Below are 25043 nucleotides of genomic sequence, written 5' to 3' on the forward strand. Positions count from 1 at the left end.
AGACAGGGGTGAGGAACCGTGGAAGATCAAGTAAAACAACCAGCGGCTGTACTCATGTTGCAAGGCACGGCTTCGGATGTAGGTAAAAGTGTCATTACAACGGCACTGTGCCGGATTTTCAAGCAAGATGGTTTCAGCCCCGCTCCGTTCAAATCACAGAATATGGCGCTGAACTCTTATGTTACAGAAGACGGCAAGGAGATTGGTCGGGCGCAGGGGGCACAGGCTGAAGCATGCGGCATTGAGGCAACGACCGATATGAATCCGATTCTAATTAAACCTGTGCGGGATATGCATTCGCAGATCGTGGTGCATGGTGTTCCTTTTGCACAGATGAGTGCGTCGGATTATCGTCAGCATTTCTTACCTGAAGCGAAGCAGACTGTAATGGATGCCTTGAATCGACTGCGCGACACTTACGACATCGTACTAATGGAGGGTGCAGGCAGTCCGGCGGAGATTAACCTTAAAGATCGGGATATTGTTAACATGAATCTGGCGGGATGGGCCGATGCGCCGGTTATTCTGATTTCTGACATTGACCGCGGCGGTGTGTTTGCTTCGATTGTGGGTACGCTCGAACTGCTGGAGTCACATGAGAAAGCCCGTGTAAAAGGGTTTATTATCAATAAGTTTAGAGGGGACCTTTCTCTGTTGCAGCCGGGATTAGACTGGCTTGAAGAACGGACGGGAATACCTGTCCTTGGTGTGTTGCCATACATAAGAGATATTCAGATTGAAGCGGAAGATTCGGTGGTACTGGACTCCCTGCGACATGGCAAAAAAGAAAAGACAGAACTGGATGTCGCCGTAATCCGTTATCCGCGTATTTCCAACTTTACGGATTTCGATGCACTGTCCCGTGAACCGGATGTGAATGTGCGTTACGTGACTTCGCCGGAAGAATTGGGTAACCCAGATGTAATTATTTTGCCAGGCACCAAGGATACGATCGGTGATCTGTTATTCCTGCGGGAATCCGGATTGGAACAAATGATTACAAATCATATCAAACAAGAGCATGTGCAGCTTGTGGGCATATGTGGTGGGTATCAGATGCTGGGTCAACATTTGTTTGATCCACATGCTGTTGAAGCAAATCAGGCTCAAGAAGCTACAGGGCTTGGCAGACTGCCGTTATCAACAACGTTCCTCCAGCACAAGCAGACGGTTAGGGCCTCCGGGAACGTACAATCTAAACATCCTTTCCAGCTGCATAGCGGAAAACATGCTGAGCCTTTCGCAGTACCTGTTCATGGTTATGAAATTCATATGGGTATAACAGAATGTCACGAACCTGAACAGGTAATCGCCTTGTTTGAAATTGCTCATGCTGGTGGACCGGCTTTTCTGGAAGGTTGGGGCACGACAGACGGTAAAGTGTGGGGGACGTATCTTCATGGTCTGTTTGAAAGCGACCAATTCCGGCGTTCCTGGTTGAATGGTCTGCGCGAAACCAAAGGACTTGCACCGCTGAAGGAAACCTACAGTGCTCAGGAGCGCAAGGAAATGGAATTTGATCGTGTAGCTGCGTCACTTCGCTCGTCACTGGATATGAAGCGAGTGTATGAGATTACAGGTATGAGACAGCCTGAATAATGGATTAGCGGACCTTGGACTTTATACGATAATGATTAAAGTAGATTTACTGGAAAGTAAGTATGAGTGAGTCATAGGCAAAACAAACACCCCCATGATGGGCAACCCGTTCATTCTGAACGAAATTGCTGTTATGGGGGTGTTTGCTTATTCGAGGATTCAAATTGTTTAGTTTAGCTAATGCAGGGTTAAAGATATTTGTTCGTTATGGTGGTTGATGCTTAATCATTTAGTCGATTTTAAATTTCTTCATAGCGGTTTGTAGTTCAACTGCTTGTTCGTGCAAATGGCGCACCGTGCTCGAATGAGAGTCCATCTCGCTGAGTTGCATTTCTGCGGTAGCTGCAATCCGTTCCATGTTCTCACGGGACTTGGACGTAATCTGTGCTGTTTCTTCCACTGAAGCGCTAACTTCCTCTGCACCCGCAGATACCTGCTGTGTGGACGAAGAGACCGTTTGAATCGTGAGATTCACATTCTGGATCAATTCATTCAGCTGCTGGAAGGCCGAGCCTGCTTGCTGAACAACGGCACTGCCGGAACCGATCTCTTGCGTCACCCGGTTCATCGCACTTACAGAGCGTTCGGCATCTTCGCGGATCGTACCGAGATAATCGGCAATTTCTTCTGTTGCCGTCTTGGATTGTTCCGCCAGCTTACGGACTTCTCCAGCGACAACGGCGAACCCACGTCCGTGTTCACCGGCACGGGCAGCTTCAATAGAGGCGTTAAGGGACAGCATGTTGATCTGTTTCGTAATTTCAAAAATGGAAGTGACGATCGTACCGATGGCTACCGAACGTTCATTCATTGTTTCAATGTAACGCAGCGATTCGCTTGCCGTCTGTCCGACACGTTCCATCTGATCCACCGCATTCTGTGCGAGCTGATTGCCGTTAAGTGCCTCTGTTGCAGCTTCATTGATCTGGTCGGATACTTCTGCAGCAGAAGTTGCGATATGCATAATGCCTTGTGTGATCTCTTCCATCGCTCGTGCGTTCTCGGATGCACTGGAAGCAATACTGACGCTGCCTTTACCTGCTTCTTCTGCAGCACGGCTGGAGTTCTGCACCATACCGGACATGGATTGCACGCGCTCAAGCAAGTCATTGGAACCCACTACGACTTCATTAGAGGTAGACAGGGCGCGGCTAATCATCTCTTTGAGATTATGTGTCATCGTCTGGAAGCTGAAGGCCAGTTGTGCGATCTCGTCCTTGCCTTTGATCTGCAACTCGGCGGTCAGGTCACCTTGAGAGATTCGTTTACTATGCTCTACAAGTTTGACAATCGGTTTCGTGACTCTTTTGATCATACTCGCCGAGATGAGCCAGCCAAGGACAAATACCAATGCGGTAATACCAAGGCACAGCCAGAAAATTTGAGCAATTTTATCCTGAATAAACTTGGCATCCATGCTGACAGCCATGAGCATATTACTTCCGGCAATCGGCATAAAAGCTGCTTTATGTACACCATATGAATCAGAGAAGACCGGGCTGATGACTGATTGCTTCTTCTCGTTAGCTTCCAACATGGATGGTTCTACTTCAATCGAGTCCCCGGCTTTTAATTTGGAGTTGATGCTAGCTACAACAACGCTCGCTTTACCATCCTCTATAGCAATGACGTATGCAGCATCCAGATTATGTTCTTTGGATTGGTCTGCAAGGTAGGAACCTACCGTCATAGCAGCACCTTCAGCGCCTGCTCCGCCGCTTTGGATCTGCAAAATCTTGGATGAAGATGTATTTTTGTAAATATCCTGAATGGACGTATTCAGAACTTTGTCGAACTGAGGAAGCACATAACTTTGAATAATATTCATGGATACTGCATAAAAACTGATACTGAACAACAGGGAGGCAACCAGCAACACAAGGAATAACGTGCCCCTGATTTTTCCAGCAACGGTGCGTTTGCGAAACATAGAATCACCCTTTCACGTCATCTTCAATAACATTGTCCCTTATTCAGTTCTCTTATGGCCTTTTTACTAACGAAGAAAGACCTATTTTTTTGTGTTTTTGAAACTCTCGAATAAGCGGATATACCCATTTTACAAAATTAACCGCGGGTTGAATAGAAGAATTTTCATAAAACTGCATAAATATTTTCATGATTGATGAATCTATAACATGCTTATTACATAATATCAATTAATACCTACCAGAATAGTTTGATATGTGTTATATTGTTCATTGTCGCACTTGAAGGTAGCATATAGAAAAAATCGGTTCAAGCCGGTTATACATGTCTGAGGAGGAACTAAGTAATGAGTACATTTCAAATCATTGTGAATGTAGTGGTCATGCTGGCGCTGCTGGGTGTCCTCTACTGGATGCAGAAGAAACACATTTCGTTTACAAAGCGCGTATTCGCGGGTCTCGGTATGGGGGTTGTGTATGGTGTCATACTGCAACTGATCTACACATCGGGTTCCGATGTCATTGTAAAATCAGTCGATTGGTTTAATCTGGTCGGTTCAGGATATGTTCGTTTGTTACAAATGGTCGTGATTCCACTCATCATGGTGTCGATTATCTCGGCAATCATGAACCTGAAGGGGAAACAAAACCTCGGTAAAATGAGTTTTTCGATTATTGCGATTCTGCTGATCACCACAGCCATTGCAGCAGGGGTTAGTATTGTTACAAGTCTCGGTTTCAACCTGACTTCCATTGAGATTCAAGGAGGAGATCGGGAGAACGCTCAAATTCAGAAAGTGGAGGAGCGTCTGGCTGATGTGAAAGATCAGACGATTCCACAGCAGGTGCTGGAGTTTATTCCTTCCAATCCATTTGCGGATATGACAGGTGAACGCCGTACATCTACGCTCGCTGTTGTTATCTTCTCAGCCTTTATCGGAGTGGCTGTACTAGGACTGGATCGTAAAAAACCGCAGCAGGCAGAAACATTCCGCGGTATGGTAAATGCCGTCTATGCGGTGGTGATGCGAATTGTGACGCTGGTGCTGAGGCTTACGCCTTACGGAATTCTCGCACTTATTACGAAGGTCACGGCAACAACCAATGCGGAAGAGATCTTGAAGCTCATTAAATTCGTCATTGCGTCTTACGTGGCACTTGCGGTCATGTTTATCATTCACCTGATTATCATTACATTGTCCGGATTTAACCCGGTTACGTACTTGAAAAAGGTACTGCCAACACTGGTATTTGCTTTTACATCCCGTTCAAGCGCAGCAGCCATTCCGCTGAATGTGGAGACTCAGACGAAGAAGCTGGGGGTATCGGACGGAATAGCGAACTTGGCTGCAAGCTTTGGTGCGACCATTGGGCAAAACGGCTGCGCCGGAATCTATCCGGCCATGCTGGCGGTAATGATTGCTCCGACGGTGGGGATCGACCCGCTGAGCTGGGACTTCATCGTAACGTTGATCCTCGTGGTTATGATCAGTTCGTTTGGTGTGGCTGGCGTCGGTGGCGGGGCAACCTTCGCTTCCCTGATCGTACTGTCCACAATGAATCTGCCAGTGGCTTTGGTTGGATTGCTCATCTCTGTTGAGCCGCTGATTGACATGGGTCGTACAGCGCTTAACGTGAATGGTTCCATGACATCCGGATTGCTGACAAGCAAAATTTTGAAAGAGAATGATCGGGATACGTTTAACGATCAGAGTCGTCAACTGGATTCCCCGGCTCACGTGTAAGCTGGAGCGTAGCTTTTTGCCGCGCAGCTTGTGTGCTTGGTGATGCAGAGTGTGCAGAGCGATCTGCAATAGAACTTGATGCAAGGCCGTCCTTCGGAGACATTCCGAAGGGCGGCTTTTGCGTGTGAGATTACACGAGAATGTGCAGGACAGGCACGGGTGGTGGGAGTCTTTTTTTCAATAAAGTAGGGGGATCGGGGCGATAACGGGTATAGAGCGATTGAGGATACATGTGTTGGGTTAACGGTGTTATGCAACGCTGGAGGGATTTAGTGCTGTTCAAGGGGGCAGAAATGTGATAGAGTATTCATGTTTTGGCGCTGCGTCAAACCGCGGTTCGTAACCATCCCGCGTAATCAAAACTAGGAAGGCAGTGTGTGAGTTCATGTTTAATTTGGTTTGGGGAGCGGTGTTCGTTCTCGTGACGTATGGATTTTTTCTTTTGTGTTATCGCTTGTTTGGCAAAAAGGGCTTGTATGCCTGGATTGGTGTAGCAACAGTGATTGCCAACATTCAGGTGACCAAAACGATAGATATTATGGGAATCGTCCTGACGCTGGGTAATACGATGTATGTGAGCATGTATCTGACCAGTGACCTTCTCAATGAGAAGTACGGGGCGGAAGAGGCACGGAAAGCGGTGTGGTTTGGATTTTTCACGCTGATTATGACCACGGTTCTAATGCAGATGGTGTTATTATTTAAAGCGGCACCGACGGACTTTGCACAGGACTCGATGAAAACATTATTTGGTCTGTTGCCACGTCTTGCGCTCGGTAGTCTGTCCGCGTATTTTATCAGTCAGTTTCTCGATGTACGTTTGTTCAGTTGGCTGCGTAAAATTGCACCGGGACGTAATCAGCTGTGGATTCGTACAAATGGTAGCTCGATTATTAGTTCTTTTGTGGATACGCTTGTATTCTGTACGATCGCGTTTGTATTTATCTATCCATGGGATGTGTGGCTGGAGATTTTCCTGACGACATATCTGATCAAGTTTTTGCTGACTGCGGTCGGAACGCCATTTTTGTATGCCGCACGTAACTTTAAGTTTAATGATGAGGCGTAATGACTTAAATAGGGTTAATCATTAAAATCCCTCTGCGTAGCCAGTTGCAATTTGGACTCCGCAGGGGGATAATTTATAGAGAGAACGTTCTCAGTTGCTAAGGGACAATCTATTTAAGTTGTTATAAGATATTTTATATATTTTATAAGAAAGCTAGGGCTTATATTATGAAAAATTCGTTCGTATGGGCGATGTATCCTAAGCCAGGCGATTACATAAAACAAGGGGGATTGAGCATGTATTCTACACTACGCTATAAACTGGAGAGTAATGGCACAACTTACGAGAATGAGAGTCTTAATGCCTCGGTATTTGTGGATTTGATTACTGATCTGGAATTACATGATTTTGTAGTTCTGCAACCGTCAGATCTGGTAGAGGGAAGTATGTATTTGCAGGCAGCCTCGCTTGAGGAACCGGGACAAATGGTGGTAGAGACCCGTTTGCAGGAAGGGGAGAACGGATTTCGGCATTACAGCTACACGACGGCAGATACAACGAAGGTGATTCAGTGGTTTTTGGATTACTGGGGGAAACAAGAGCTTCCGAAGCTGGAGGACTGGCAGGATATCACTCATGAAATGGACTAACGAATAGTAAGTATGTGTAATGATGCAGTACGGATAGCCTGTATTTCGCGGCAGCCGTATGATCTATAAGGTCAAGATTACACCATATGTGCTTGAGTAACGTGTAGTATTTAAAACAAGCAATAAAAATCGCGCAAACCATGACAATATGGCTTGCGCGATTTTTTTGGCGTTCGTTGTTTTTGTGTTCACGTATGTTCTGCGATATTCTAAAATACAGCTCAGTCCATCTTTGATCAGTGTAGGGTGAATACCCACGGCTGAATGTCAGCGTACATCGTCTGCTTTAGCTTAGATCGCTAAGCGATTTAGTCTGTCAGGATTTGCAGTTCTTTTGGATACGTGGTAAGCACTTCTACACCTGTCTCGGTTACCAATACATCGTCTTCGATACGCACACCGCCTGCTGCAGTGTAAATACCCGGTTCAATGGTAAACACGGTTCCGGCTTGAAGCAGATCCGTATTCTCTCCATGCAGGGAAGGATACTCGTGCACATCAATACCGAGTCCATGCCCAACACGGTGCATAAAACGCTCGCCGTATCCGGCATCAATCGTCACCTGACGAGCTGCACGGTCAACAGATGCGCAGGTAATGCCTGGCTTAACCACCTGAATAGCGGCTTGGTTGGCAGCGAGTACGGTATTATAAATGGTTTGCAGTTCCGGCGAAATGCCCCCAAATGCAAAAGTACGCGTAATGTCTGACGCATATCCACCAGCGTACACACCCATATCAAACATAAGCAGATCTCCGTGCTGCAGTTTGCGATCACCAGGTGTACCATGCGGCAGACCAGTTTTAGGCCCAGTGAGTACCATGGTATCAAAAGAAGGGCCATCCGCACCGAGTTTCTTCATCTGATATTCCATCTCGGCGACCAGCTCAATTTCTGTAACACCTGTACGTACATGTGTAAGGCCTTGGCGCAGCGTTTCTTCAATTAAATAGATCGCATGGCGAATGCGAGCGACTTCATCTGGCGTTTTGTTCACACGCAGTGCGCGCAGCAACGAGCCAACATCTTCAAAACTTGCACCGCCGAGTGCGGAGCTTAACTGCTCATAACGAGAGACGGTGACGTATTCTTTTTCCAAACCTACACGGCTCAGACTTCCCTGATATCGATCAAATAACGCATAGGGATTATCCGTGTCCGAATGTGTAGCAATGTTGGATACCGATGAAACGGCTGCTGCAGCATCAGCGTCCAGAGCGGGTACAATCAATAAAGGGTCTTCACCACGTGCTATCATCAGACCCATAAAACGTTCATGCGGATTGCTTGCGTACCCGGTCAGATAATAAATATGTTTGGGATCTGTAATCAGCATAGCATCGAGCCCTTGCCCGGACAGATCGGCTTCCAGCCTTGATAAAGGAGTTTGATTCATGATAGATATGTCCACCTTTCCTATGTACGCTCTTTTAAATACTTCGCGTTTACTTAACACTTTAGCGTCTCTTCCCTCTATTATAGAAGATGTTGAAAGAATTCTAAACCGGCAGTGGCTTGTGAGCCAAGGAATGCGTGGTTTTACCGTTTAGGTGAAGGGTGGTAAGGGTAATACAGGGCGATACCGCTTACAGATTGTGCATCAGGTGGAGTAAGAGACATAGATATACTAAATAAATAAACAATTGGAACAAAGACTCGGAGCAAAGATACACGCAATACAAACACACAAAACACACAAACACAACATGCTACTCATACCCACGACACAATGACTCCCCTATAAGACGCATCACGACTTCAGGCCAAATAGGATATGTTGGAGAGAAACGGATCCTTTTTTTTATACCTAATGAAAACACACTGAAAGGGGATTTTGATTCATCATGAACAATCGATTAACTGTGCCTCTGTATGCCTCTTTGCTTAGTATGGCTCTGTTAACCACATCGTGCGGACCTGACAATCCGATTCCAGATTCGCAACAGTTGTCTCAAGGAGAGGGATCTGGTCAAGGTCAGACGGCAACTGGAGGCAATAATGAAAAGGATACTGGAGAGAGTGAGGATCAGGGGAGTGAAGTAGTGCCATATCAGGCTTCTGTAATGGTGAAGGGACTGAATGCACCTTGGGAGATCGTGACGGTTGCAGATGGACGGATGTTTGTGACGGAGCGTCCGGGGGTGATTCGAGTCATTACGGATGGAAAGCTGGAGGCGGAACCGCTGATTGAATTCAAAGCACCTTTTAATGAAGAAGGCGAAGGCGGGTTGCTTGGACTGGAGGCGGATCCGGACTTTGAGAGTAACGGTTATTTGTATGTGTACCACTCGTATCTGGACGGGCAGGACATTGCCAATCGCGTGCTGCGCTTGAAAGTGACGGGGGGAAAAGCGGTGATCGACAAAGAGCTTTTGACGGGCATTCCAGGCGGAGTAAACCATAACGGTGGACGAATCAAAATCGGCCCGGATCAGCTGCTGTATATCACCACAGGTGAGCGTTATGAACCGGAGCTGGCACAGAACCAGGATAGCCTTGGTGGAAAAATACTGCGTATAGGTCTCGATGGATCGATCCCTTCAGATAACCCTTGGCCGAATTCCCCTGTATACAGTATGGGACATCGAAACGCTCAAGGGCTGGCATGGAACCCGGATAACGGGTATCTCTATGCGACCGAGCACGGTCAGCGCAACCATGACGAGATTAACTGGATTGTTGCCGGAGAAAATTACGGCTGGCCCGAAGTGGAGGGCGACGACGATGATAACGGAACTTATCAGGCGCCGCTGGCGCATAGCGGGAATAATACCTGGGCACCTTCGGGTGTAGCCTTCATTACGGAAGGTCCATGGGCGGGTTCATTGGTAGCTGCGAATCTGAGAGGGGAGCAGCTGCTGCGAGTAGTATTGTCCAAAGACGGTACGAAGGTCGAGCAGGTGATCCCTTTTTTCGAAGATGAGTGGGGACGTATACGTAATGTTAGTACCGGTGAAGACGGTAAGCTGTACGTGCTAACCAACAATCGCGATGGCCGAGGCTCACCGCGTGACGGGGATGACAAACTGATTGTACTTACCCCGGAAGGGTAGTCGGTTATTTTAGGCTGGATGAGTGGCTGGATGGCTGGATGGCTGGAGAAAGTGAGAGGGTGAGGGAGAGTGGAGGTAACAGGGGAATGGAGGAGATATAGCTAATTTGCAATTAGAGTGTTAAAGGGTCACAAGGGTCAAAAGGGTCACAAGAGTCAAAAGAGTCAAAAGGGTCCGAAGGTCATAAAGGTCACAAAAGTCACAAAAGCCACAAAAGTCATAAAAGCCACAAAAGCCACGGGAAGAGAGTAGTTGGGTGGATTGAAGTGATAGGATTTGGCGTAACGTTGGTTAACGGGCTCCACTTTTTATTCTAACGATCACAGGAGAGCTTATTTCGAGGTTTTTGAGGATATGAGAATTCTAACGATCTCCAGAGACGCTATTTCATCGAAAATGTGCATAATGGGGCGATTTTATCAGTAATTCGAGTAAATAAGGTCTCTGGTGATCGTTAGAAAATAAAAGGCGTCGAATCGGGCCAAATAAGGCTTCTGGTGATCGTTAGAATTTTAGCGAACTGTGAATGGAAGGCATATGAAGGCATATACGCAGCATCAGGCAAGGAGAGGGCTATCCTTGCTCGATCAGGCTCTGCCAGAACCGGCTGAGCCCATACGTTGAAATTCAGAAAAAGCTGTCCATGCCAGTATTAAGGCGCAAGACAGCTTTTTAATTACAGGAAATGCAGCGATAAAGGAAAGTACGTGTCACGCCATAAAGTCTGTGTAAACCTGTAAGGTGTGAAGACGTTAAGCAAAACTGTGCCACATACCCGCAGATGTATCAAAACTCTAAGCTTCGGACTTCTCGGCGAGCTCCGCAATGCGTTTCTCAGGCTGTTGTGTATATTCTCCGCCATGGTAGCAGAGTACTTTATCCACCGTCAAACCCGTCAGTTTCTTCATACTGCGCAGTGCTTCCGGCATGTCCGGTGTAGCTGGAGGCGCTGGGCCGACGAGTTCATCGTCTACGACGCGCAGTTCATCGGCAGCAAGCAGGAGCTGCTGCTCACCCAAATAGAGACACAGGTGACCTGGTGTATGTCCTGGTGTGTGGATGACCTGTATTCCGCCTTGGAGCGGGAGAATGTCACCGTCCGCGAGTGTTCTGTCGATGTTAATCTCAGGCAGCTGCATCAGAAGCTGATCTGCCAAAGCGAGCACAGGGGCAGACAGCATTGCGCGGCGCTCCGGTGTGAATTTGATCAGAGGTTTTGCACCCGTCAGATACGGGATTTCATCCGCGTGAGCCCATACCTCAAGCCCTTGAATAGCATCCAGCAGAGCGCCCAGATTGCCAATATGGTCAATATCCTGATGAGTAATAATGACACGTTTGATGTCAGAAAGAGGTACATTCAAGTCTTCAAGTGTGGCTTGTAACTCGGCAAATTGGCCGATCATGCCAGTGTCTACCAATGTGTACCCGGCTTCGTCATGAAGCAGCACCGGATGAATTGGGCTATTACCCGAAGGTGTTGGAATGTTAAGTGTCAGCACCGTGATGGATGGTATAGTTTCGCTCATGAAATTTCCGGAAGTGAATCCGGAACACCTCCTTATATGATTGTATTTTTAGTAAGGGACAGTAAACTCAGCTTGTCCCTTGTCCCTTGTCCCTTGTCCATTTACCCATTCTACAACATGCAACGCGCAAGAAATGACTTACTCTTTATTCTGAATCTGGACTCTCATAGTTCAGATGTTTTCTATATTTTTTTACCGCATGTAAAATCGTTTCAAACGTCTCTTCCTCATTGCTTCCATCCTTAACAATTGCTACAAACGAGAAGTTTTCGTGAACCAATCTGTTCCTTGTCTGGAACGCCTGATGAAGCGCTGTGCTGCATGATTCTTTGCCAGGCTTTAAAGCAATATGCTGCTTGCCCAGTTCAGCCTCCAGCATCTCCATGTTGGAGCGTGCCCGGTAGGCAGGAGTTTTCATGAGCTGAGTCGAATTAAACTTTTTCTGATACGTACGTTTGTAGAGCTGTAATAACATCTGTTCCAGGATGGAGCATAACTCGATGGTTAGCGAAGCGTATCTCCGGTTTTTGCGTTTGCGGGTAAGCTCGTATGAATGTTCTTCATCCAGCCATTCGTATTCTTCATATATTGAGGAATCGTTATGGTTTAGAATATCGCGATATTCCTGTTCCAGCAGTTTGATCTCAAGCTTGGCGAGCTTCTTGACATGTTTGAAATCCTCTTGGGTTAGCATACGACTTGTCCTCCCATGGGTACCGAGATGTGAATGGAACATGACCTGATCATGAATGATGTTGATCAGATGATCACTGTATTATCTCATATTCTGGAACATAATGCCTTAGTGTCAAAATAATTCACGGAACCTCCGGTTCAGAAGGGAAGGACACCATGTCCATTCAGACAGCAATCGTTACAGGAGCCAACTCCGGTATGGGGCTGGCAACTACCATTGAACTTGCAAAACAAGGATATCACGTCATTATGGCCTGCCGTAGTGAAAAGAGAGGACAAGAGGCGCTTCAACAAGCTTTGCAACAATCCGGCTCTTCCGAGATCGAGCTGATGTTGTGTGATCTCGGGTCGCTGGATAGCATACGTCAGTTTGCAAGACAATATCGTGAGCGCTATGACCACTTGGACGCACTAGTGAATAATGCGGGTGTGGTGATGGTTAAACGCAAAGAAACGTCAGAAGGTTTCGAGCAAAGCATTGGCATCAATCATCTGGGACACTTCCTGCTCACATTGCTCCTGATTGAACCACTGAAAGCGGCTAAACAGGGCCGAATTGTAAACGTGTCGTCTGGAGCGTACAAAGCGGGGAAAATTCATTTTGATGATCCGCATTTGCGCAAAGGTTATAATCCGATCAAAAGTTACGCTCAGTCCAAACTGGCAAACGTATTTTTCACGCGTACGCTTGCCCATAAGCTCGCAGGCACTTCCGTTACCGCGAATTGTTTACATCCAGGTGCGGTCGGAACTAGTATTGGGGTGGATCGTAATACCGGATTTGGTACACGCATTATGGCACTGGCAGCCAAACTCCCGTTTTTCCTGACACCGGAAGAAGGCGCCCGGACAGCGATTTATCTGGCAACAAGTCCAGAGGTTACCGGACTGACCGGGAGATACTTCTACCAGCAGAAGGAGCAGCGTTTGAAAGAGCATGCTTTGGATGATGCGGCCGCCCAGCAGTTATGGACATGGAGCGAAGAACAAGTTGGTTTGCAACCAGATGAACGGTTATAAATTGTTATGCGTATAAGCCTGAGCCAAAACCTAAACCAAAACCTGAACCAAAAACTTAACCAAAACCTGAACCAAAACCTGAACCTAGAAACAGCTTCTGCGAAAGGGCTCGAAGTCTGTGAAAAAAGCTCTGCGCAAGCCCCACATGGCAAACATATAATATATATCTTAACAAATTGCTAATCTCATTCATGCTTTATAGCTCAAACTTTACTCTTCACAGCCTGCTGGATCATCTCGATAAAAGCATCGATAGGTTGAATGCCTTGATCTCCCTCACCGTAAGCACGGACAGAGGCGGATGAGGCATTTTTCTCTTGTTCACCAAGCACGAGCGAATAAGGGACTTTTTCCATCTGGGCTTCACGAATCTTGTAACCAAGCTTCTCGCTGCGCAGATCTGTTTCCACTCGGATACCTGCTGCCCGTAGCTGGCTCTGCACCTCAAGTGCATAGTTCGCATAATGATCCGATACGGGGATCAGCTTCACCTGTACAGGAGCCAGCCAGAGCGGAAATGCGCCTGCATAATGTTCCGTCAGAATGCCGATAAAGCGGTCAATGGAGCCATAGATTGCTCGGTGAATGACAACTGGACGGTGTTTCAGGCCATCCTCGCCGATGTAAGTGAGGTCGAATTTTTCCGGCATTTGAAAATCTAGCTGGATTGTTCCGCACTGCCAGCTTCGCTTCAGCGCATCAAGAATGTGAAAGTCAATTTTAGGTCCATAAAAGGCACCGTCACCTTCGTTAATGCGATATTCCACACCGCGGGCGTCTAACACATTGCGCAGTGCTTGCTCCGCCTGATCCCATAATTCTTCTGAGCCCATGGAATCTTCAGGGCGTGTGGACAGCTCGATTTTATAATCAAAACCGAAAATGTCGTACATTCGCCCGATCAGGGAGATTGCCCCATTAATCTCGTCTTCGATCTGTTCAGGCATTACATAGAGATGGGCATCGTCCTGACAGAACGTCCGCACACGCATCATGCCATTCAGGGCACCTGAGAATTCATGACGATGTACCTGACCGAATTCCATCATGCGAATGGGTAATTCGCGATAGGAATGCAGTGTGTTTTTGAAAACCAGCATATGTCCCGGGCAGTTCATCGGCTTCAAGGCAAATGTAGCATCGTCCACGTCCGCAAAGTACATGTTGTCCTTGTAGTGCTCCCAGTGCCCCGACTGTTCCCACAGGCGGTTATTCATCATTAGCGGAGTGCGAACCTCCTGGTAACCTTCCCGCAATTGCAGTTCCCGTGAAAATTGCTCCAGCTCTGTACGAACTGTCATGCCTTTAGGCAGGTAGAAGGGCATGCCAGGTGCCTCGTCGGAGAACATAAATAACTCCAGCTCTTTGCCAAGCTTGCGGTGATCCCGCTTTTTGGCTTCTTCCAGCATGTGAAGATGTTCTTGCAGCTGTGTTTTATTTGGAAAAGCAGTGCCATAGATGCGTTGCATCATTTTATTGTCCGAGTTTCCCCGCCAGTAGGCGCCTGCGACATTCAGCAGTTTAAACGCTTTGATCCGTCCAGTGGACGGAAGATGTGGGCCGCGGCACAAGTCGAAAAACTCACCCTGCTCATAAATCGAAAGTTCGGCATCTTCTGGTAGATCGCGGATAAGCTCGAGTTTGTATGGATCATCGCTTGCTTCGAATAGCTCCAAAGCTTGTGACCGGCTAACTACCTTACGGCGGATTGGCAAATTTTCCTGAATGATCTTGTTCATTTCCCGCTCAATTGTTTCAAGATCACCGATGGAAATGGACTGCTCCAGATCGACATCATAGTAAAATCCATCTTCAATGACCGGACCGATGCCCAGCTTCACGTGGTCTGTGCCATACAACCGTTTCAGTGCCTGTGCCAGCACATGTGCTGTGCTGTGGCGATACCGGCGCAGACCTTCCTCGCTGTCCAGTGTAACGATGACGAGTGCGCAGTCCTGCTCCAGTTTCTCGCTCAGATCGACATGTCGGCCATTCACAATCCCGCCGATCGCCTGTTTGCCAAGGCTTGTGCTGATCGATGAAGCAACTTCACCGACAGTGATACCCGCCTTGTAAGTACGTACAGCTCCACCTTGCAACTGGACTTCAATCTTTTCAAGCGACGATTCCGCTGCTAACGATTCAGATGCTGCTGCGTGCCGATCACCCGAGGATAAATGCAATAAATGCCCGTTTTCATAATCCGGTTTTTTCTCTTGACTCATGTGAACCACTCTCCAATATATTTGTGATGGAAGCGCAAAAAACACCCGTCCCGGAGAAGGGACGAGTGCGCTTGGCTCGTGGTTCCACCCTAATTTGGTTATGCTGCATTCTGCTCTCGGCCAGCCGCCGCAAACAGAACCATCATAACCCTCATTGGAATCCGTTAACGGGGATCAGGCGGTGAGCTCTACTGACCGTACATGTAACGATCTTGCGAAATCATTGATTAGAATAATCAATTGACATAATCTGTGCAATATCTGTACATCGTCGGAGGTTCGAGACCACGGCTACAGAGGGGTAACTTGGATCCGTTCGCTGAAGAAGGTTTCACCAATCCCTTCTCTCTCTGGGCAGCACGCAATGCAAATCATGTCTCTGGTCATCGCTAAATATGAAGGATGCAACGAGCTGAATAACACAGGCATATTTCAGATCCGTTGATCCTGTAGTGTGTAGAATTTAATGTAATCATTGGAACAGGTGTTACTTGAGAGTCGATTATATAGACTGAAAATGGAAAGGTCAAGTGGAATATTCAAATGCAGGCTAGCCCAGTTCTTTGGCACTTTGAATCCAGATCAACCGAATTGTTGTTCCTTCTCCAGGTGTGGATGACACTTCAATTCGACCTTTCATGGCCTCAATTAAACCTCTGGTGACCGCCATGCCGAGTCCTGATCCAACATCACTTGTGCCTGTATCTGTTCCGCGATAATACCGTTCAAATAGCTTCCATACCGTCTCCGGGCTCATGCCTTGTCCATTGTCAGCAAACTCAATTGTGAATTCGTCTTCTTGCTCTCCAGCATGCACACGAACAACAAGAATAGAATCGGGCGGGTTGTGAAGCAGAGCATTAGCCGTGAGATTATCTACAATCCGTTCAAAAGAAGGAACGTGCACTAGCCCATAGACAGGTGCGTCTGCAGATTGAAAAACAATACGTCCTTCTCCGTACGCAGGGTTGCGCTCGGCTCGCTGCACGAGATTATGAAGTAGCGTATTTACGTCAGTTCGTGCTACTTCGGGTTGATACCCTCCACTCCGCAGACGATAGGTCATCGCCAGATCATTCACAAGCCTGTCCATGTACATGGATTTGTCGATCATGATGCCTGCGAATTCTCGAACTTCTTCAGCCGTCCAGCTGTACTTGTCCGTTTCCAGCATATGCGCGTATCCCTGAATGGAGGAAAGAGGTGTCTTGAGGTCGTGCGTGATGCCAGCGATCCATTCCTCTCGAAGCGAATCCGTTTGTTTCCGTAGTTCCTCATCCTGTTTAAGTGTATGGGACAAAGCTTGCATGGAGTGAAGTACGTCACCATACACTTGATATTTACGCTTCCATTTTCCATTGCGACGTTGGCTCCGCGGAATACCTGATGCTCCAGTTGGTTCCTCATACTGTCCTTTCTCCAGACGTTGCAGCCACTGAAGCATGTGCAGCATCGGAGCACCGAATCGATTAGCGTACCAGAAAGCGAGTAAAATCAGTAGCGCAACGATGGACAAGATCAAGACGATCAGCGCAGGTTCCAGAATAAAAGCGTACGGATTCTGTTTCTCAACAACAGTTGAATCAATCCGTACACTTGCCGTCCAAGTCGTTTCGTTTTGGTTATCGTACCATGTGGCGACCGATATGCCTGAACGATTCGGATAACGAACTTGGAGAACGAGATCCTGAATAGTGTACTGGCTAGGCACGCCAACAGCCGGTTTGTTGTAAGAGTCGATTTCTTTTCCATAAGGGTCCAATATCTGGATGTAGGCATCTGCTTTGCGAATCGTTTCTTGCTCCGCTGGTTTCACAGTCAGTTTGCCGCTAGCATACGAAAGCTTTGGACGGATTTCATCAAGTAAGGATTTGGCCGCATTTCGCTCTCCGTATAACAACGTAAAATATTTCCCATCCTTCTCCCGGATCAACATGGATAGCTGGTATGGAAATTCTTTATTCCCTTCCGAGTAGGCAATTAATTCGCCAGGTTTGTAGTGATCAGGCACATCGGAAGGAACGTGATAGCCGTCAATAACAAAACCTTTTTCATCGAGCACCTGCAGCCAGCCCTGATTTTTATCGACTTGCTTCAATAGTTCGGGATCATAGCGTATGGTGTTGTCCGGCATGATCTCCGCTGAATTAATGAGCTGATCCAATCCGTTAATTGCAAAGTCATCTACAATATTCACTTCATTCACTTTCTGCAAAACCCAGATGGTAGCGATTGATCCTAACAAAATAATCAGAATCACCGTGCCAGTGAGCATACCGATGAATCGAGTCAATAACTTGCGGCGTATACTCATGACCGTGACAAGTTGCTAGGCTGGATCAGCTTGTACCCCAAACCTCGCACATTGACGAGAAACGCCGGATTGGAAGGATCGGCTTCAATGCGTTCCCGAATGCGGTGGATATGCACCATAACGGTGTTATCGTCGCTGATGGCTTCTGAGCCCCACACCCGTTCATACAGTTCAGACTTGGTGAAGATTCGGTTCGGATGTTTGCAGAAGAAGAGAAGTAACTGGAACACCAGTGCCGGGCAGGTTACAACCTGTCCTTCAACGCGAAGCTCCCCAGCCAGTTCGAATACTTGGAATCGTCCAAAATCATAAATACCTTGCGATAGTTTGTTTGATGACGTATTTACGTGTGGAGAAATGCTTTGTTGCTGCGAAACCGCGGTCGTTTTGGAAGGCAAATAGCGATTAAGCAACGATTTGATTCTTGCAACGACTTCCAGCGGGTTAAACGGTTTGACGACATAATCATCACCGCCAACGGCAAATCCGGTCAGTTTGTCATAGTCCGTTGTTTTGGCGGTTAGAAACAGAATAGGGGCATCTGTGACCTGCCTTAGAAAAGGACAGATTTCCAAGCCGCTTTTCCCTGGAAGCATAATATCAAGCACGATACAATGATACGTTTTGTTGTTGCATGCTTCGAGCGCTGCTTCACCTGTAGTGACCGTATCGATATCGAGAAACTGTTCTTTGAGCAGTACGGTTTTGAGCATATGTAAAATCGCTTGTTCATCATCAACAAGCAGTAGTGAGACATGATCCATGATGTAATGCTAACCTCCTCTTAACTCTCTTTCTTGCTATATTGCCCATCATAACATTCTTGAGACCAGTTGGAAGATAGGTTGCCTTAACAGAAGCTTAATTATAAAGCTTAGGTAGGGCGATAAATTTAACTAGATGTAAGGGAAAGTTAGATTAACCATAAGACTCATGATGTAAATTTGAGGTAAGTAAGAAAAAGAAAAAGAAAAGATAAACAGAAAGGGTGTTGAATGATGAATAGGAAATGGAAACTACTCCTTCTAACCGTGACAGCATTTGCTGTTCTCTCTGCTTGTACAAGTAACAAAATTACATCAGACGAAGCAGAGCAGGCTGAGAAGCAAGCTACAGAACAAGTGAAGGATCAGAAGGATAACGTTGACACTTCAAGCAAAGAACAAAATGATGGTTCGACAGTTCAACAGGTAACACCGGATAATCTCTTGGATACATTGACGAATGGTTCCAAAGAAGCGATTTATAATCAGTTTACTCCTGACATGAAGCAAGCTGTTTCCTTGGAAGATTTCAAGGTGTCCGCTGACAGCTTTTTGAAAGGAGTGAAGTCGTGGAAGCAGGTAGTGGATGCTGAGATGAATGGTTTGACGGAACACGCGTGGACAGACGATACAGGAACCAAGGGGATTCTCGCCTATTTTACAGAAGATCATCAGATTGCCGGATTAAGGATTACTCCACTGGAACCACATCCCGATACAGATAACAAGTCAACCAAAACCAAATTTCAGTTCCCTATGAAAGGGGAGATGTATGTCTTCTGGGGAGGACATAGTGTTCTGGAAAATTATCATTACGAGCATGAAACACAGCGATATGCATTGGACATTGTTCAGATGAAAGACGGGGCGAGTTATCAGGGAGATGCCAAAGACAACGCCAACTATTATGCCTTTGGTCAGCCGCTCTATGCTGCTGCGGATGGTACGGTAGTGGAGATCAAAAATGATATCGAGGATAATGTGCCGGGCGTAATGAATCCGAAAGAGCCGGCGGGTAATTATGTGGTTATCGATCACGGCAATAAAGAATACAGTATCACGGGGCATATCAAAAAAGGCAGTGTAGCGGTGAAAAAAGGGGATAAAGTCAAGCAGGGGGATCACATCGGTGATTTAGGTAATTCGGGCAACTCTAGTGAAGCTCATTTGCACTTTCAGGTATCCGATGGTCCAGACCTGTTCACGTCACGTTCCCTCAATATCCGCTGGGCCGATCAGAGCCAGGAGTTGACACGGGGCAATACCGTTCAGGGACTGTCAGAGTAAGCAGGGCAATGCGGTACCATTTTACAGATTAATTTGTTGTGTTCATGTCGGAATATTCTACATGCTGTACGCCAGCTTCCATTTTCCATTATAATAACCTCTATAATAATAGCCTTGAACTTGGTTTTGAATGATATTAGAGCTGGATAAGTGGAGGGAATAGGGATGGCACTGGACAAGGTACAGATCGAGTATGCACGTCAGGAAGATTTACAGAGGATTGTTGAGATTTATAACTCTACGATTGAGAGCCGTATGGCAACGGCAGATTTAGAACCAGTGACGGTGGAGCAACGGTTGCCATGGTTCAATGAGCATACACCGGATCGTCGTCCTTTGTGGGTCATGAAGCGGGATGGACGGGTTGTTGCATGGGCCAGTCTCAGTTCGTTTTATGGGCGCCCAGCGTACAATGGGACGGTGGAAGTCAGTGTATACGTCGATCAGCAATGCCGTGGAATTGGGGCCGGTGGGTTGCTGCTGAATACGGTATTCGAGGCTTGTCCTGAGCTGGGAATCACGACGATTCTAGGATTTGTATTTGGTCATAACGAACCGAGTTTGGGGTTATTGCGCAAGCATGGCTTCGAACAGTGGGGATTCTATCCTGAGGTGGCAGTACTGGACGGCGTGAACCGGGATCTCGTAATTATGGGCAAAAAAATAGAAGCAGACCATCGCCTGAAAAAGGCGTAGATCTGCATAGAGAAAAACCTCCGTATCCACAATAAGTGGCATGCGGAGGTTTTCTTATTTATTTTACGAACCGTTTTACAAACTAAGCCGCTGTTTGATCTCCTGAATCTGTCCCAGATGGCGTTCTTCATGATAACTTGTAAAAACGATCCATTGTGCAAGATCCATCTCACCGAATGCGGGGTGAGGGAATGACTTACTACGCAACAGGGCGACATCATGCTCACGTGCAAACTGTTCCAGTGCTTGATGGGACGCAGCGAGATCGCTACGAATATCCGCAAGTGTCTCAGGCTCAGCTTGGGGCTGCACATGAGGAGGTGCTTCGACAGATCTGCTGCGGTCCAGAGACATTTCGTAAGGCTTTTTCTCAACGGACACATTTTGTTCTTTTTCCAGGGCGAGCCGAGCCTGCTGGATGATCACATTTTCCATCAGATTTAAATGCCGCAGCACTTGCATAATGCTCCACTGTTCCGGGGAAGGTTTTTGATTCAATTGAGCTTCATCTAATCCAGAGATAGCCTCCCAGATTTGATTGCGTATTTCGTCATTACGTTCAAACATCTTTAACATCCTCTCTGTAGATTTATTACAATAACATTGCTGTTTATATATGTCCAACTGAACATATGAAATCCTATTTAATTAGCATAGAACACAGAATGAGTAATTGCGAATTTCATCTACCAATCATTCTGTTAGGTGAAGTTATTAATAAAACAAAAAACATACCCTTGAATGGGGTATGCTGAATCGTATACATCATCGTCCGCAAAACCAAAAAAAGATTGACGGGTACACCCCGGCAAACTATAATCGGTACAAGTAACTTGATATGTAAGGAGTACTGACATGATATGTTAGTAATAGACGAGGTGTATTACCATACAGCATTGCAAATATCATCGTCCGATCTATTGTACCTTATCGAACGGTTGAAGGTCAAAAAAGAAAAGGAGATCGAAACGCTCAAGCAGAAGATCGAACAGTTTGATCAAAAACGACGAGCTGAGGAAGTGGCATATCAATCGCTATCGCCTGTTCGCAAATGGTTTGCAGGGCGCCCGGCTTCCCATCACCAAGCGGTGGAATATATGGTGCAGGTGAAGGAACGGTTTCGCAAGATGGAGCAGATTCGCAGACGCATCCGTGATCTGGATCTGATCATGGAACGCATTCAAATCGCTGATCAAAACCAGCAAGAAGAGGTTGAACTATCACCTGAAACGATTCGCGAAATCAGACAGCTAAGTGAAACGGAGGATTTACAAGCATGACTTTGGAGACGTTAAGCTCCGGAATCGACACGGTCTGGGTTGTACTCAGCGCAGCGATGATTTTGTTGATGGAGGGCGGATTTGCCCTGTTGGAAGCTGGTTTTGTACGTTATAAAAATAGTGTGAATATCATTATGAAGGTATTCGCTGATATTACCATTGGTACGTTATTGTTCTATGCCATTGGTTTTGGCCTGATGTACGGTTCAGATGCGGGTGGGTTCATAGGGGTGACAGGATTTTTCCTGAATGGTGATCTTTCTCATCTGAACGTACCCGTGTCAATGGAGACGTTCTGGCTGTTCCAGGCCGCGTTTACCATTGCCGTCATTTCGATTGTATCCGGTGCAGTAGCTGAACGGATCAATTTCCGTGCATACCTGCTCTATATCATCCTGATGACAGCAATCATCTATCCGATAGGTGGACACTGGGCGTGGGGCGGCGGATGGCTCGGTCAGCTGGGCATGCAGGATTTTGCTGGTTCGGCAGTAATCCACGCATTAGGCGGTTTCTCTGCACTGGCGGCAGCAATCATCATCGGGCCACGCAAAGGTAAATACACGCCGCTTGGTGTAAGTGCGATTGCCTTGCCGAGCAATCTGCCGCTGGCCTCGGTAGGGGCATTTCTGCTGTGGTTCGGCTGGTTTGGTTTTAACGCAGGCAGTACATTGAGCGCCACAGATGTCAGAATCGGTCACATCGCCATTGTGACGATGCTGTCTGCGGCAGCGGGCGGTGCGGCTACGTTGCTGTACACCTTGTTCCGCTTTAATCGTTCCGATGCCCCTTCCGTGATTAACGGTTCACTTGCAGGACTGGTGGGCATCACGGCGGGCTGTGCATTTGTAGGTGATCTGGCAGCCATATTCATCGGTGCTGTCTCCGGTCTGTTGATGATGGCGGCAACCAACTGGCTTGATCGCATGCGGATTGATGATCCGGTTGGTGCTTTCCCGGTTCATGCAGTCTCGGGGATGTGGGGCACGATTGCTGTAGGTCTGTTTGCCACAGATGGTGGTTTGTTCATGGGTGGAGGTTGGAGGCTTCTTGGTGTTCAGGCGTTAGGTCTGACGGCTCTGGTCATCTGGGGGTTCGCCATGACCTGGTTCGGACTGAAGCTCATTGGCAAAGTGGTTCCAGTTCGTTCAACCGAGGAAGAGGAAGACCTCGGATTGGATATCAGTTATCATGGGGTGATGGCTGCGCACCAGTCGCATGAATTTCTGGATGGTGAGGAGCATATGATTGCATATCAACAGAAGTCTTCTGATTCAAATCGATAACATTTGTATAGGAAGTGATAGGGGCTGACGAAAGTCAGCCTCTTTTTTACACAGAAAGCAGGGAAAAATGACAAGGCGGAAGAATATACAGGTGTGAACGTGAATAAGTCTCAGCATAGGTGTAACGTCAAAAAGGGAGGATCTATATGATTAAGCCGGAACAATGTGAACGTCTGACTAGAAAAGCACGTAAAACCCTCGAAGAAGAATACGGTCTCGGAGCTGTTGCCGATCTGGTGCTGAATGCTGGGCGCTGGGGTATTCGCCTAGATGTATCCACGCCCGATGAGTATCGCAGAACAGGAAATTCACGTGTAGGTGGACACCCTGATCTGCCAGATGATCTGGACTGGCCGCTTACGAAAGTTGGGGTTCCGATGACTTTTCTGGCCCAGCTGAATATGGTAGATTTATCTCCGTATACGCCGAATGACGGGCGCGGAACGTTGCCGGAGCGGGGCATGTTATACTTTTTCATTGGCAGTGTGGATGCTGCCTATCCAATTGAACATCGGGTGATCTACGAACCATCTACACATAATCTTGTAAATCGTAAGCCTGATGGGGTTACCGCACTGGGAGGAGAACCTACAGTAGCTCATGCGGTTACGGTGCTGCCTAACCTTGAGGTGCCTACATTTGCATATATAGACGTTGCGGGGTTGAATGAACAGGGAAGTGCTAGCGAAATAACTTCTAATGAAGAGGGGACGCTGGCAGGAAGTTTGTTTGACCGTTATCGGGCGTTTGAATCGGATTGGAATCATCCTAGCCCGCTCAATTGGGGTGGAATGTTTGGTTATCCTGACGGACAACATCCTGATGCAGAACATCAGGCCTTGAGTTATATTGAGCTGGGAGAGGTATACGGCGGCAGTGAGCAGGAATGTGTGAAGAAGTTAACGGCTCATTACGATGGGGATGAAGAGCGCACATGGGAGGAATTATCCGATACACTTCTGCTGTTAAAAATAGATACGCATGATGCAATCGGTTTTCAGTGGCTGGATTGCGGTGAACTGCAGTTTTTCATTCGAAGTGCTGATCTGGAGGATGAACAATTTGATCACACATGTTGTTCGATCTATTCCAGTTAAGTTATAATTCATATTTATACGGAGTTCAAATGTTATACCATTGTCGTTCCATAAATTAGGCGAATAATTATTCAATAGTTGTAACAAAATGTCCTGAATCCCCGTCTATAAGAGGAGGAGGGACTTTTTTTGTGAGCATATGTTAATCAGAGGCGCCAGCGTGTTTAAATAGTTAAAGGAAATACATAGGTTGAAATGAGATCATACGTTCTGTATAATGGGATGAAAAGGAAGTGATAGTGTTGATTGAGTCTGCATTCAAACATATTGATTCGGCGGTTGCGTCATTAGTTGATATTTGCGATCAATTAAGTGAAGAAGATTTGGACCTGACTCCGATTGAGGGCAAGCGTTCTATAAGGGAGTTACTCTCGCATCTAGCTTTAGTCTGCCGCGCAGATCTGTACATATCCGAAGGGTCATCGGAAGAGGAAATGACTCAATTTTATCAAGAGAACTGCGTGTGCTCGGCGAACCAGATCAAGGATGCATTCATAGAGAACCGGAACTTTCTCTACCAGCGGTACATGCAGTTTACGACGGAAGAATTGCTTCACGTAACAACATCATATTGGGGTGCTTCCTACAGCCGATTGGAATGGTTGCTTGAGATGATGGGGCATATGTACCATCATAGGGGACAACTCTATACGATGTTAACTTTGACGGGAAAAGAACCTCAAACGGCAATGTTTGCCTAAATGAATACATATAATCAATATACAAAGTAAAGGTATATCAGAAAAAGGGTATAAAGTGCATAAACCGGGATACGAGGGGATGTACGTAAATCTATGTAGCTATTCTATGACATAAGCCGACTTGTGACATACATCTAATAATGGAGGGGTAAAGTTGGTAGAA

General features: G+C 46.8%; 20 protein-coding genes. 12 read left to right on the top strand and 8 right to left on the bottom strand.

Annotated elements, in window-relative coordinates; genetic code table 11:
- Positions 1-54 precede the first annotated feature (54 nt).
- Complete coding sequence (locus AB4Z30_RS12175) at positions 55-1599, top strand: cobyric acid synthase (protein WP_441926652.1); 1545 nt, start codon at positions 55-57, stop codon at positions 1597-1599.
- Between the two features lie 229 nt (positions 1600-1828).
- Here the strand turns inward: AB4Z30_RS12175 and AB4Z30_RS12180 are convergent, their stop codons facing one another.
- Positions 1829-3529 carry a methyl-accepting chemotaxis protein gene (locus AB4Z30_RS12180; RefSeq protein ID WP_441926551.1) on the bottom strand — a complete coding sequence of 567 codons (1701 nt, stop codon included), beginning with the start codon at positions 3527-3529 and terminating at the stop codon, positions 1829-1831.
- Positions 3530-3874: 345 nt separating this feature from the next.
- On the opposite strand from AB4Z30_RS12180, the gene AB4Z30_RS12185 reads away from it, so the two are divergent.
- The 3 genes from AB4Z30_RS12185 (at position 3875) to AB4Z30_RS12195 (ending at position 6931) form a co-directional block, all read left to right on the top strand.
- On the top strand, positions 3875-5272 hold the full coding sequence (locus AB4Z30_RS12185; RefSeq protein ID WP_441926553.1) for an L-cystine transporter: 1398 nt from the start codon (positions 3875-3877) through the stop codon (positions 5270-5272).
- 385 nt (positions 5273-5657) lie between these two features.
- A complete protein-coding gene (locus AB4Z30_RS12190; protein WP_441926555.1) occupies positions 5658-6341 on the top strand; it encodes a queuosine precursor transporter in 684 nt (227 codons plus the stop codon).
- A gap of 236 nt (positions 6342-6577) precedes the next feature.
- Positions 6578-6931, top strand: a complete 354-nt coding sequence (locus AB4Z30_RS12195) for a hypothetical protein (RefSeq protein ID WP_441926557.1) — start codon at positions 6578-6580, stop codon at positions 6929-6931.
- Positions 6932-7239: 308 nt separating this feature from the next.
- Here AB4Z30_RS12195 and AB4Z30_RS12200 read toward each other — a convergent pair whose 3' ends face one another.
- Entirely contained in the window at positions 7240-8328 is a 1089-nt protein-coding gene (locus AB4Z30_RS12200; protein ID WP_441926559.1) for a M24 family metallopeptidase, read from the bottom strand.
- 448 nt (positions 8329-8776) lie between these two features.
- On the opposite strand from AB4Z30_RS12200, the gene AB4Z30_RS12205 reads away from it, so the two are divergent.
- Positions 8777-9985, top strand: a complete 1209-nt coding sequence (locus AB4Z30_RS12205) for a PQQ-dependent sugar dehydrogenase (RefSeq protein ID WP_441926561.1) — start codon at positions 8777-8779, stop codon at positions 9983-9985.
- A gap of 794 nt (positions 9986-10779) precedes the next feature.
- Here the strand turns inward: AB4Z30_RS12205 and AB4Z30_RS12210 are convergent.
- Both AB4Z30_RS12210 and AB4Z30_RS12215 read right to left on the bottom strand, forming a co-directional pair.
- Positions 10780-11514, bottom strand: a complete 735-nt coding sequence (locus tag AB4Z30_RS12210; protein WP_441926563.1) for an MBL fold metallo-hydrolase — start codon at positions 11512-11514, stop codon at positions 10780-10782.
- Positions 11515-11659: 145 nt separating this feature from the next.
- Positions 11660-12208: a hypothetical protein gene (locus AB4Z30_RS12215; protein ID WP_441926565.1), complete on the bottom strand. Its 549-nt coding sequence runs from the start codon at positions 12206-12208 to the stop codon at positions 11660-11662.
- A 158-nt stretch (positions 12209-12366) separates the two neighbouring features.
- On the opposite strand from AB4Z30_RS12215, the gene AB4Z30_RS12220 reads away from it, so the two are divergent.
- Entirely contained in the window at positions 12367-13230 is an 864-nt protein-coding gene (locus AB4Z30_RS12220) for an SDR family oxidoreductase (RefSeq protein ID WP_441926567.1), read from the top strand.
- 203 nt (positions 13231-13433) lie between these two features.
- Here the strand turns inward: AB4Z30_RS12220 and thrS are convergent, their stop codons facing one another.
- The 3 genes from thrS to AB4Z30_RS12235 all read right to left on the bottom strand — a co-directional run bounded on the left by thrS (position 13434) and on the right by AB4Z30_RS12235 (position 18533).
- Positions 13434-15455 (bottom strand): threonine--tRNA ligase, encoded by a 2022-nt coding sequence (gene thrS, locus AB4Z30_RS12225; RefSeq protein ID WP_441926570.1) that lies wholly within the window; start codon positions 15453-15455, stop codon positions 13434-13436.
- A gap of 550 nt (positions 15456-16005) precedes the next feature.
- Complete coding sequence (locus tag AB4Z30_RS12230) at positions 16006-17769, bottom strand: sensor histidine kinase (protein WP_441926572.1); 1764 nt, start codon at positions 17767-17769, stop codon at positions 16006-16008.
- Positions 17766-18533, bottom strand: a complete 768-nt coding sequence (locus tag AB4Z30_RS12235; RefSeq protein ID WP_441926574.1) for a response regulator transcription factor — start codon at positions 18531-18533, stop codon at positions 17766-17768. The genes AB4Z30_RS12230 and AB4Z30_RS12235 overlap by 4 nt, the downstream gene beginning before the upstream one ends.
- A 231-nt stretch (positions 18534-18764) precedes the next feature.
- Between AB4Z30_RS12235 and AB4Z30_RS12240 the strand changes: the two genes are divergently transcribed.
- Complete coding sequence (locus tag AB4Z30_RS12240) at positions 18765-19820, top strand: M23 family metallopeptidase (protein WP_441926576.1); 1056 nt, start codon at positions 18765-18767, stop codon at positions 19818-19820.
- 165 nt (positions 19821-19985) lie between these two features.
- Positions 19986-20516: a GNAT family N-acetyltransferase gene (locus tag AB4Z30_RS12245; RefSeq protein WP_441926578.1), complete on the top strand. Its 531-nt coding sequence runs from the start codon at positions 19986-19988 to the stop codon at positions 20514-20516.
- 75 nt (positions 20517-20591) lie between these two features.
- Here the strand turns inward: AB4Z30_RS12245 and AB4Z30_RS12250 are convergent, their stop codons facing one another.
- Positions 20592-21083 carry a DinB family protein gene (locus tag AB4Z30_RS12250; protein WP_441926580.1) on the bottom strand — a complete coding sequence of 164 codons (492 nt, stop codon included), beginning with the start codon at positions 21081-21083 and terminating at the stop codon, positions 20592-20594.
- 293 nt (positions 21084-21376) lie between these two features.
- On the opposite strand from AB4Z30_RS12250, the gene AB4Z30_RS12255 reads away from it, so the two are divergent.
- The 4 genes from AB4Z30_RS12255 to AB4Z30_RS12270 all read left to right on the top strand — a co-directional run bounded on the left by AB4Z30_RS12255 (position 21377) and on the right by AB4Z30_RS12270 (position 24880).
- Entirely contained in the window at positions 21377-21796 is a 420-nt protein-coding gene (locus AB4Z30_RS12255; protein WP_441926582.1) for a hypothetical protein, read from the top strand.
- A complete protein-coding gene (locus AB4Z30_RS12260) occupies positions 21793-23082 on the top strand; it encodes an ammonium transporter (protein WP_441926584.1) in 1290 nt (429 codons plus the stop codon). Before AB4Z30_RS12255 ends, AB4Z30_RS12260 begins: the two co-directional genes overlap by 4 nt.
- A 146-nt stretch (positions 23083-23228) precedes the next feature.
- Positions 23229-24179 carry a DUF1963 domain-containing protein gene (locus AB4Z30_RS12265; RefSeq protein WP_441926586.1) on the top strand — a complete coding sequence of 317 codons (951 nt, stop codon included), beginning with the start codon at positions 23229-23231 and terminating at the stop codon, positions 24177-24179.
- Positions 24180-24412: 233 nt separating this feature from the next.
- The gene (locus tag AB4Z30_RS12270) at positions 24413-24880 is read left to right on the top strand and encodes a DinB family protein (RefSeq protein WP_441926588.1); all 468 of its coding nucleotides are present in this window, start codon (positions 24413-24415) and stop codon (positions 24878-24880) included.
- Positions 24881-25043: the final 163 nt, after the last annotated feature.

This window comes from Paenibacillus sp. 2TAF8 (assembly GCF_052114825.1).
Classification (GTDB): domain Bacteria; phylum Bacillota; class Bacilli; order Paenibacillales; family Paenibacillaceae; genus Paenibacillus.

Bases quoted from the DNA above. Each gene is read 5' to 3' on its own strand.
- AB4Z30_RS12215 (WP_441926565.1), bottom strand. From the start codon at position 12,208: ATGCTAACCCAAGAGGATTTCAAACATGTCAAGAAGCTCGCCAAGCTT.
- AB4Z30_RS12195 (WP_441926557.1), top strand. From the start codon at position 6,578: ATGTATTCTACACTACGCTATAAACTGGAGAGTAATGGCACAACTTAC.
- AB4Z30_RS12190 (WP_441926555.1), top strand. From the start codon at position 5,658: ATGTTTAATTTGGTTTGGGGAGCGGTGTTCGTTCTCGTGACGTATGGA.
- AB4Z30_RS12255 (WP_441926582.1), top strand. From the start codon at position 21,377: ATGTTAGTAATAGACGAGGTGTATTACCATACAGCATTGCAAATATCA.
- AB4Z30_RS12235 (WP_441926574.1), bottom strand. From the start codon at position 18,533: ATGGATCATGTCTCACTACTGCTTGTTGATGATGAACAAGCGATTTTA.
- AB4Z30_RS12210 (WP_441926563.1), bottom strand. From the start codon at position 11,514: ATGAGCGAAACTATACCATCCATCACGGTGCTGACACTTAACATTCCA.
- AB4Z30_RS12250 (WP_441926580.1), bottom strand. From the start codon at position 21,083: ATGTTTGAACGTAATGACGAAATACGCAATCAAATCTGGGAGGCTATC.
- AB4Z30_RS12175 (WP_441926652.1), top strand. From the start codon at position 55: ATGTTGCAAGGCACGGCTTCGGATGTAGGTAAAAGTGTCATTACAACG.
- AB4Z30_RS12220 (WP_441926567.1), top strand. From the start codon at position 12,367: ATGTCCATTCAGACAGCAATCGTTACAGGAGCCAACTCCGGTATGGGG.
- AB4Z30_RS12185 (WP_441926553.1), top strand. From the start codon at position 3,875: ATGAGTACATTTCAAATCATTGTGAATGTAGTGGTCATGCTGGCGCTG.
- AB4Z30_RS12180 (WP_441926551.1), bottom strand. From the start codon at position 3,529: ATGTTTCGCAAACGCACCGTTGCTGGAAAAATCAGGGGCACGTTATTC.
- AB4Z30_RS12200 (WP_441926559.1), bottom strand. From the start codon at position 8,328: ATGAATCAAACTCCTTTATCAAGGCTGGAAGCCGATCTGTCCGGGCAA.
- AB4Z30_RS12240 (WP_441926576.1), top strand. From the start codon at position 18,765: ATGATGAATAGGAAATGGAAACTACTCCTTCTAACCGTGACAGCATTT.
- AB4Z30_RS12245 (WP_441926578.1), top strand. From the start codon at position 19,986: ATGGCACTGGACAAGGTACAGATCGAGTATGCACGTCAGGAAGATTTA.
- AB4Z30_RS12230 (WP_441926572.1), bottom strand. From the start codon at position 17,769: ATGAGTATACGCCGCAAGTTATTGACTCGATTCATCGGTATGCTCACT.
- AB4Z30_RS12260 (WP_441926584.1), top strand. From the start codon at position 21,793: ATGACTTTGGAGACGTTAAGCTCCGGAATCGACACGGTCTGGGTTGTA.
- AB4Z30_RS12265 (WP_441926586.1), top strand. From the start codon at position 23,229: ATGATTAAGCCGGAACAATGTGAACGTCTGACTAGAAAAGCACGTAAA.
- thrS (WP_441926570.1), bottom strand. From the start codon at position 15,455: ATGAGTCAAGAGAAAAAACCGGATTATGAAAACGGGCATTTATTGCAT.
- AB4Z30_RS12205 (WP_441926561.1), top strand. From the start codon at position 8,777: ATGAACAATCGATTAACTGTGCCTCTGTATGCCTCTTTGCTTAGTATG.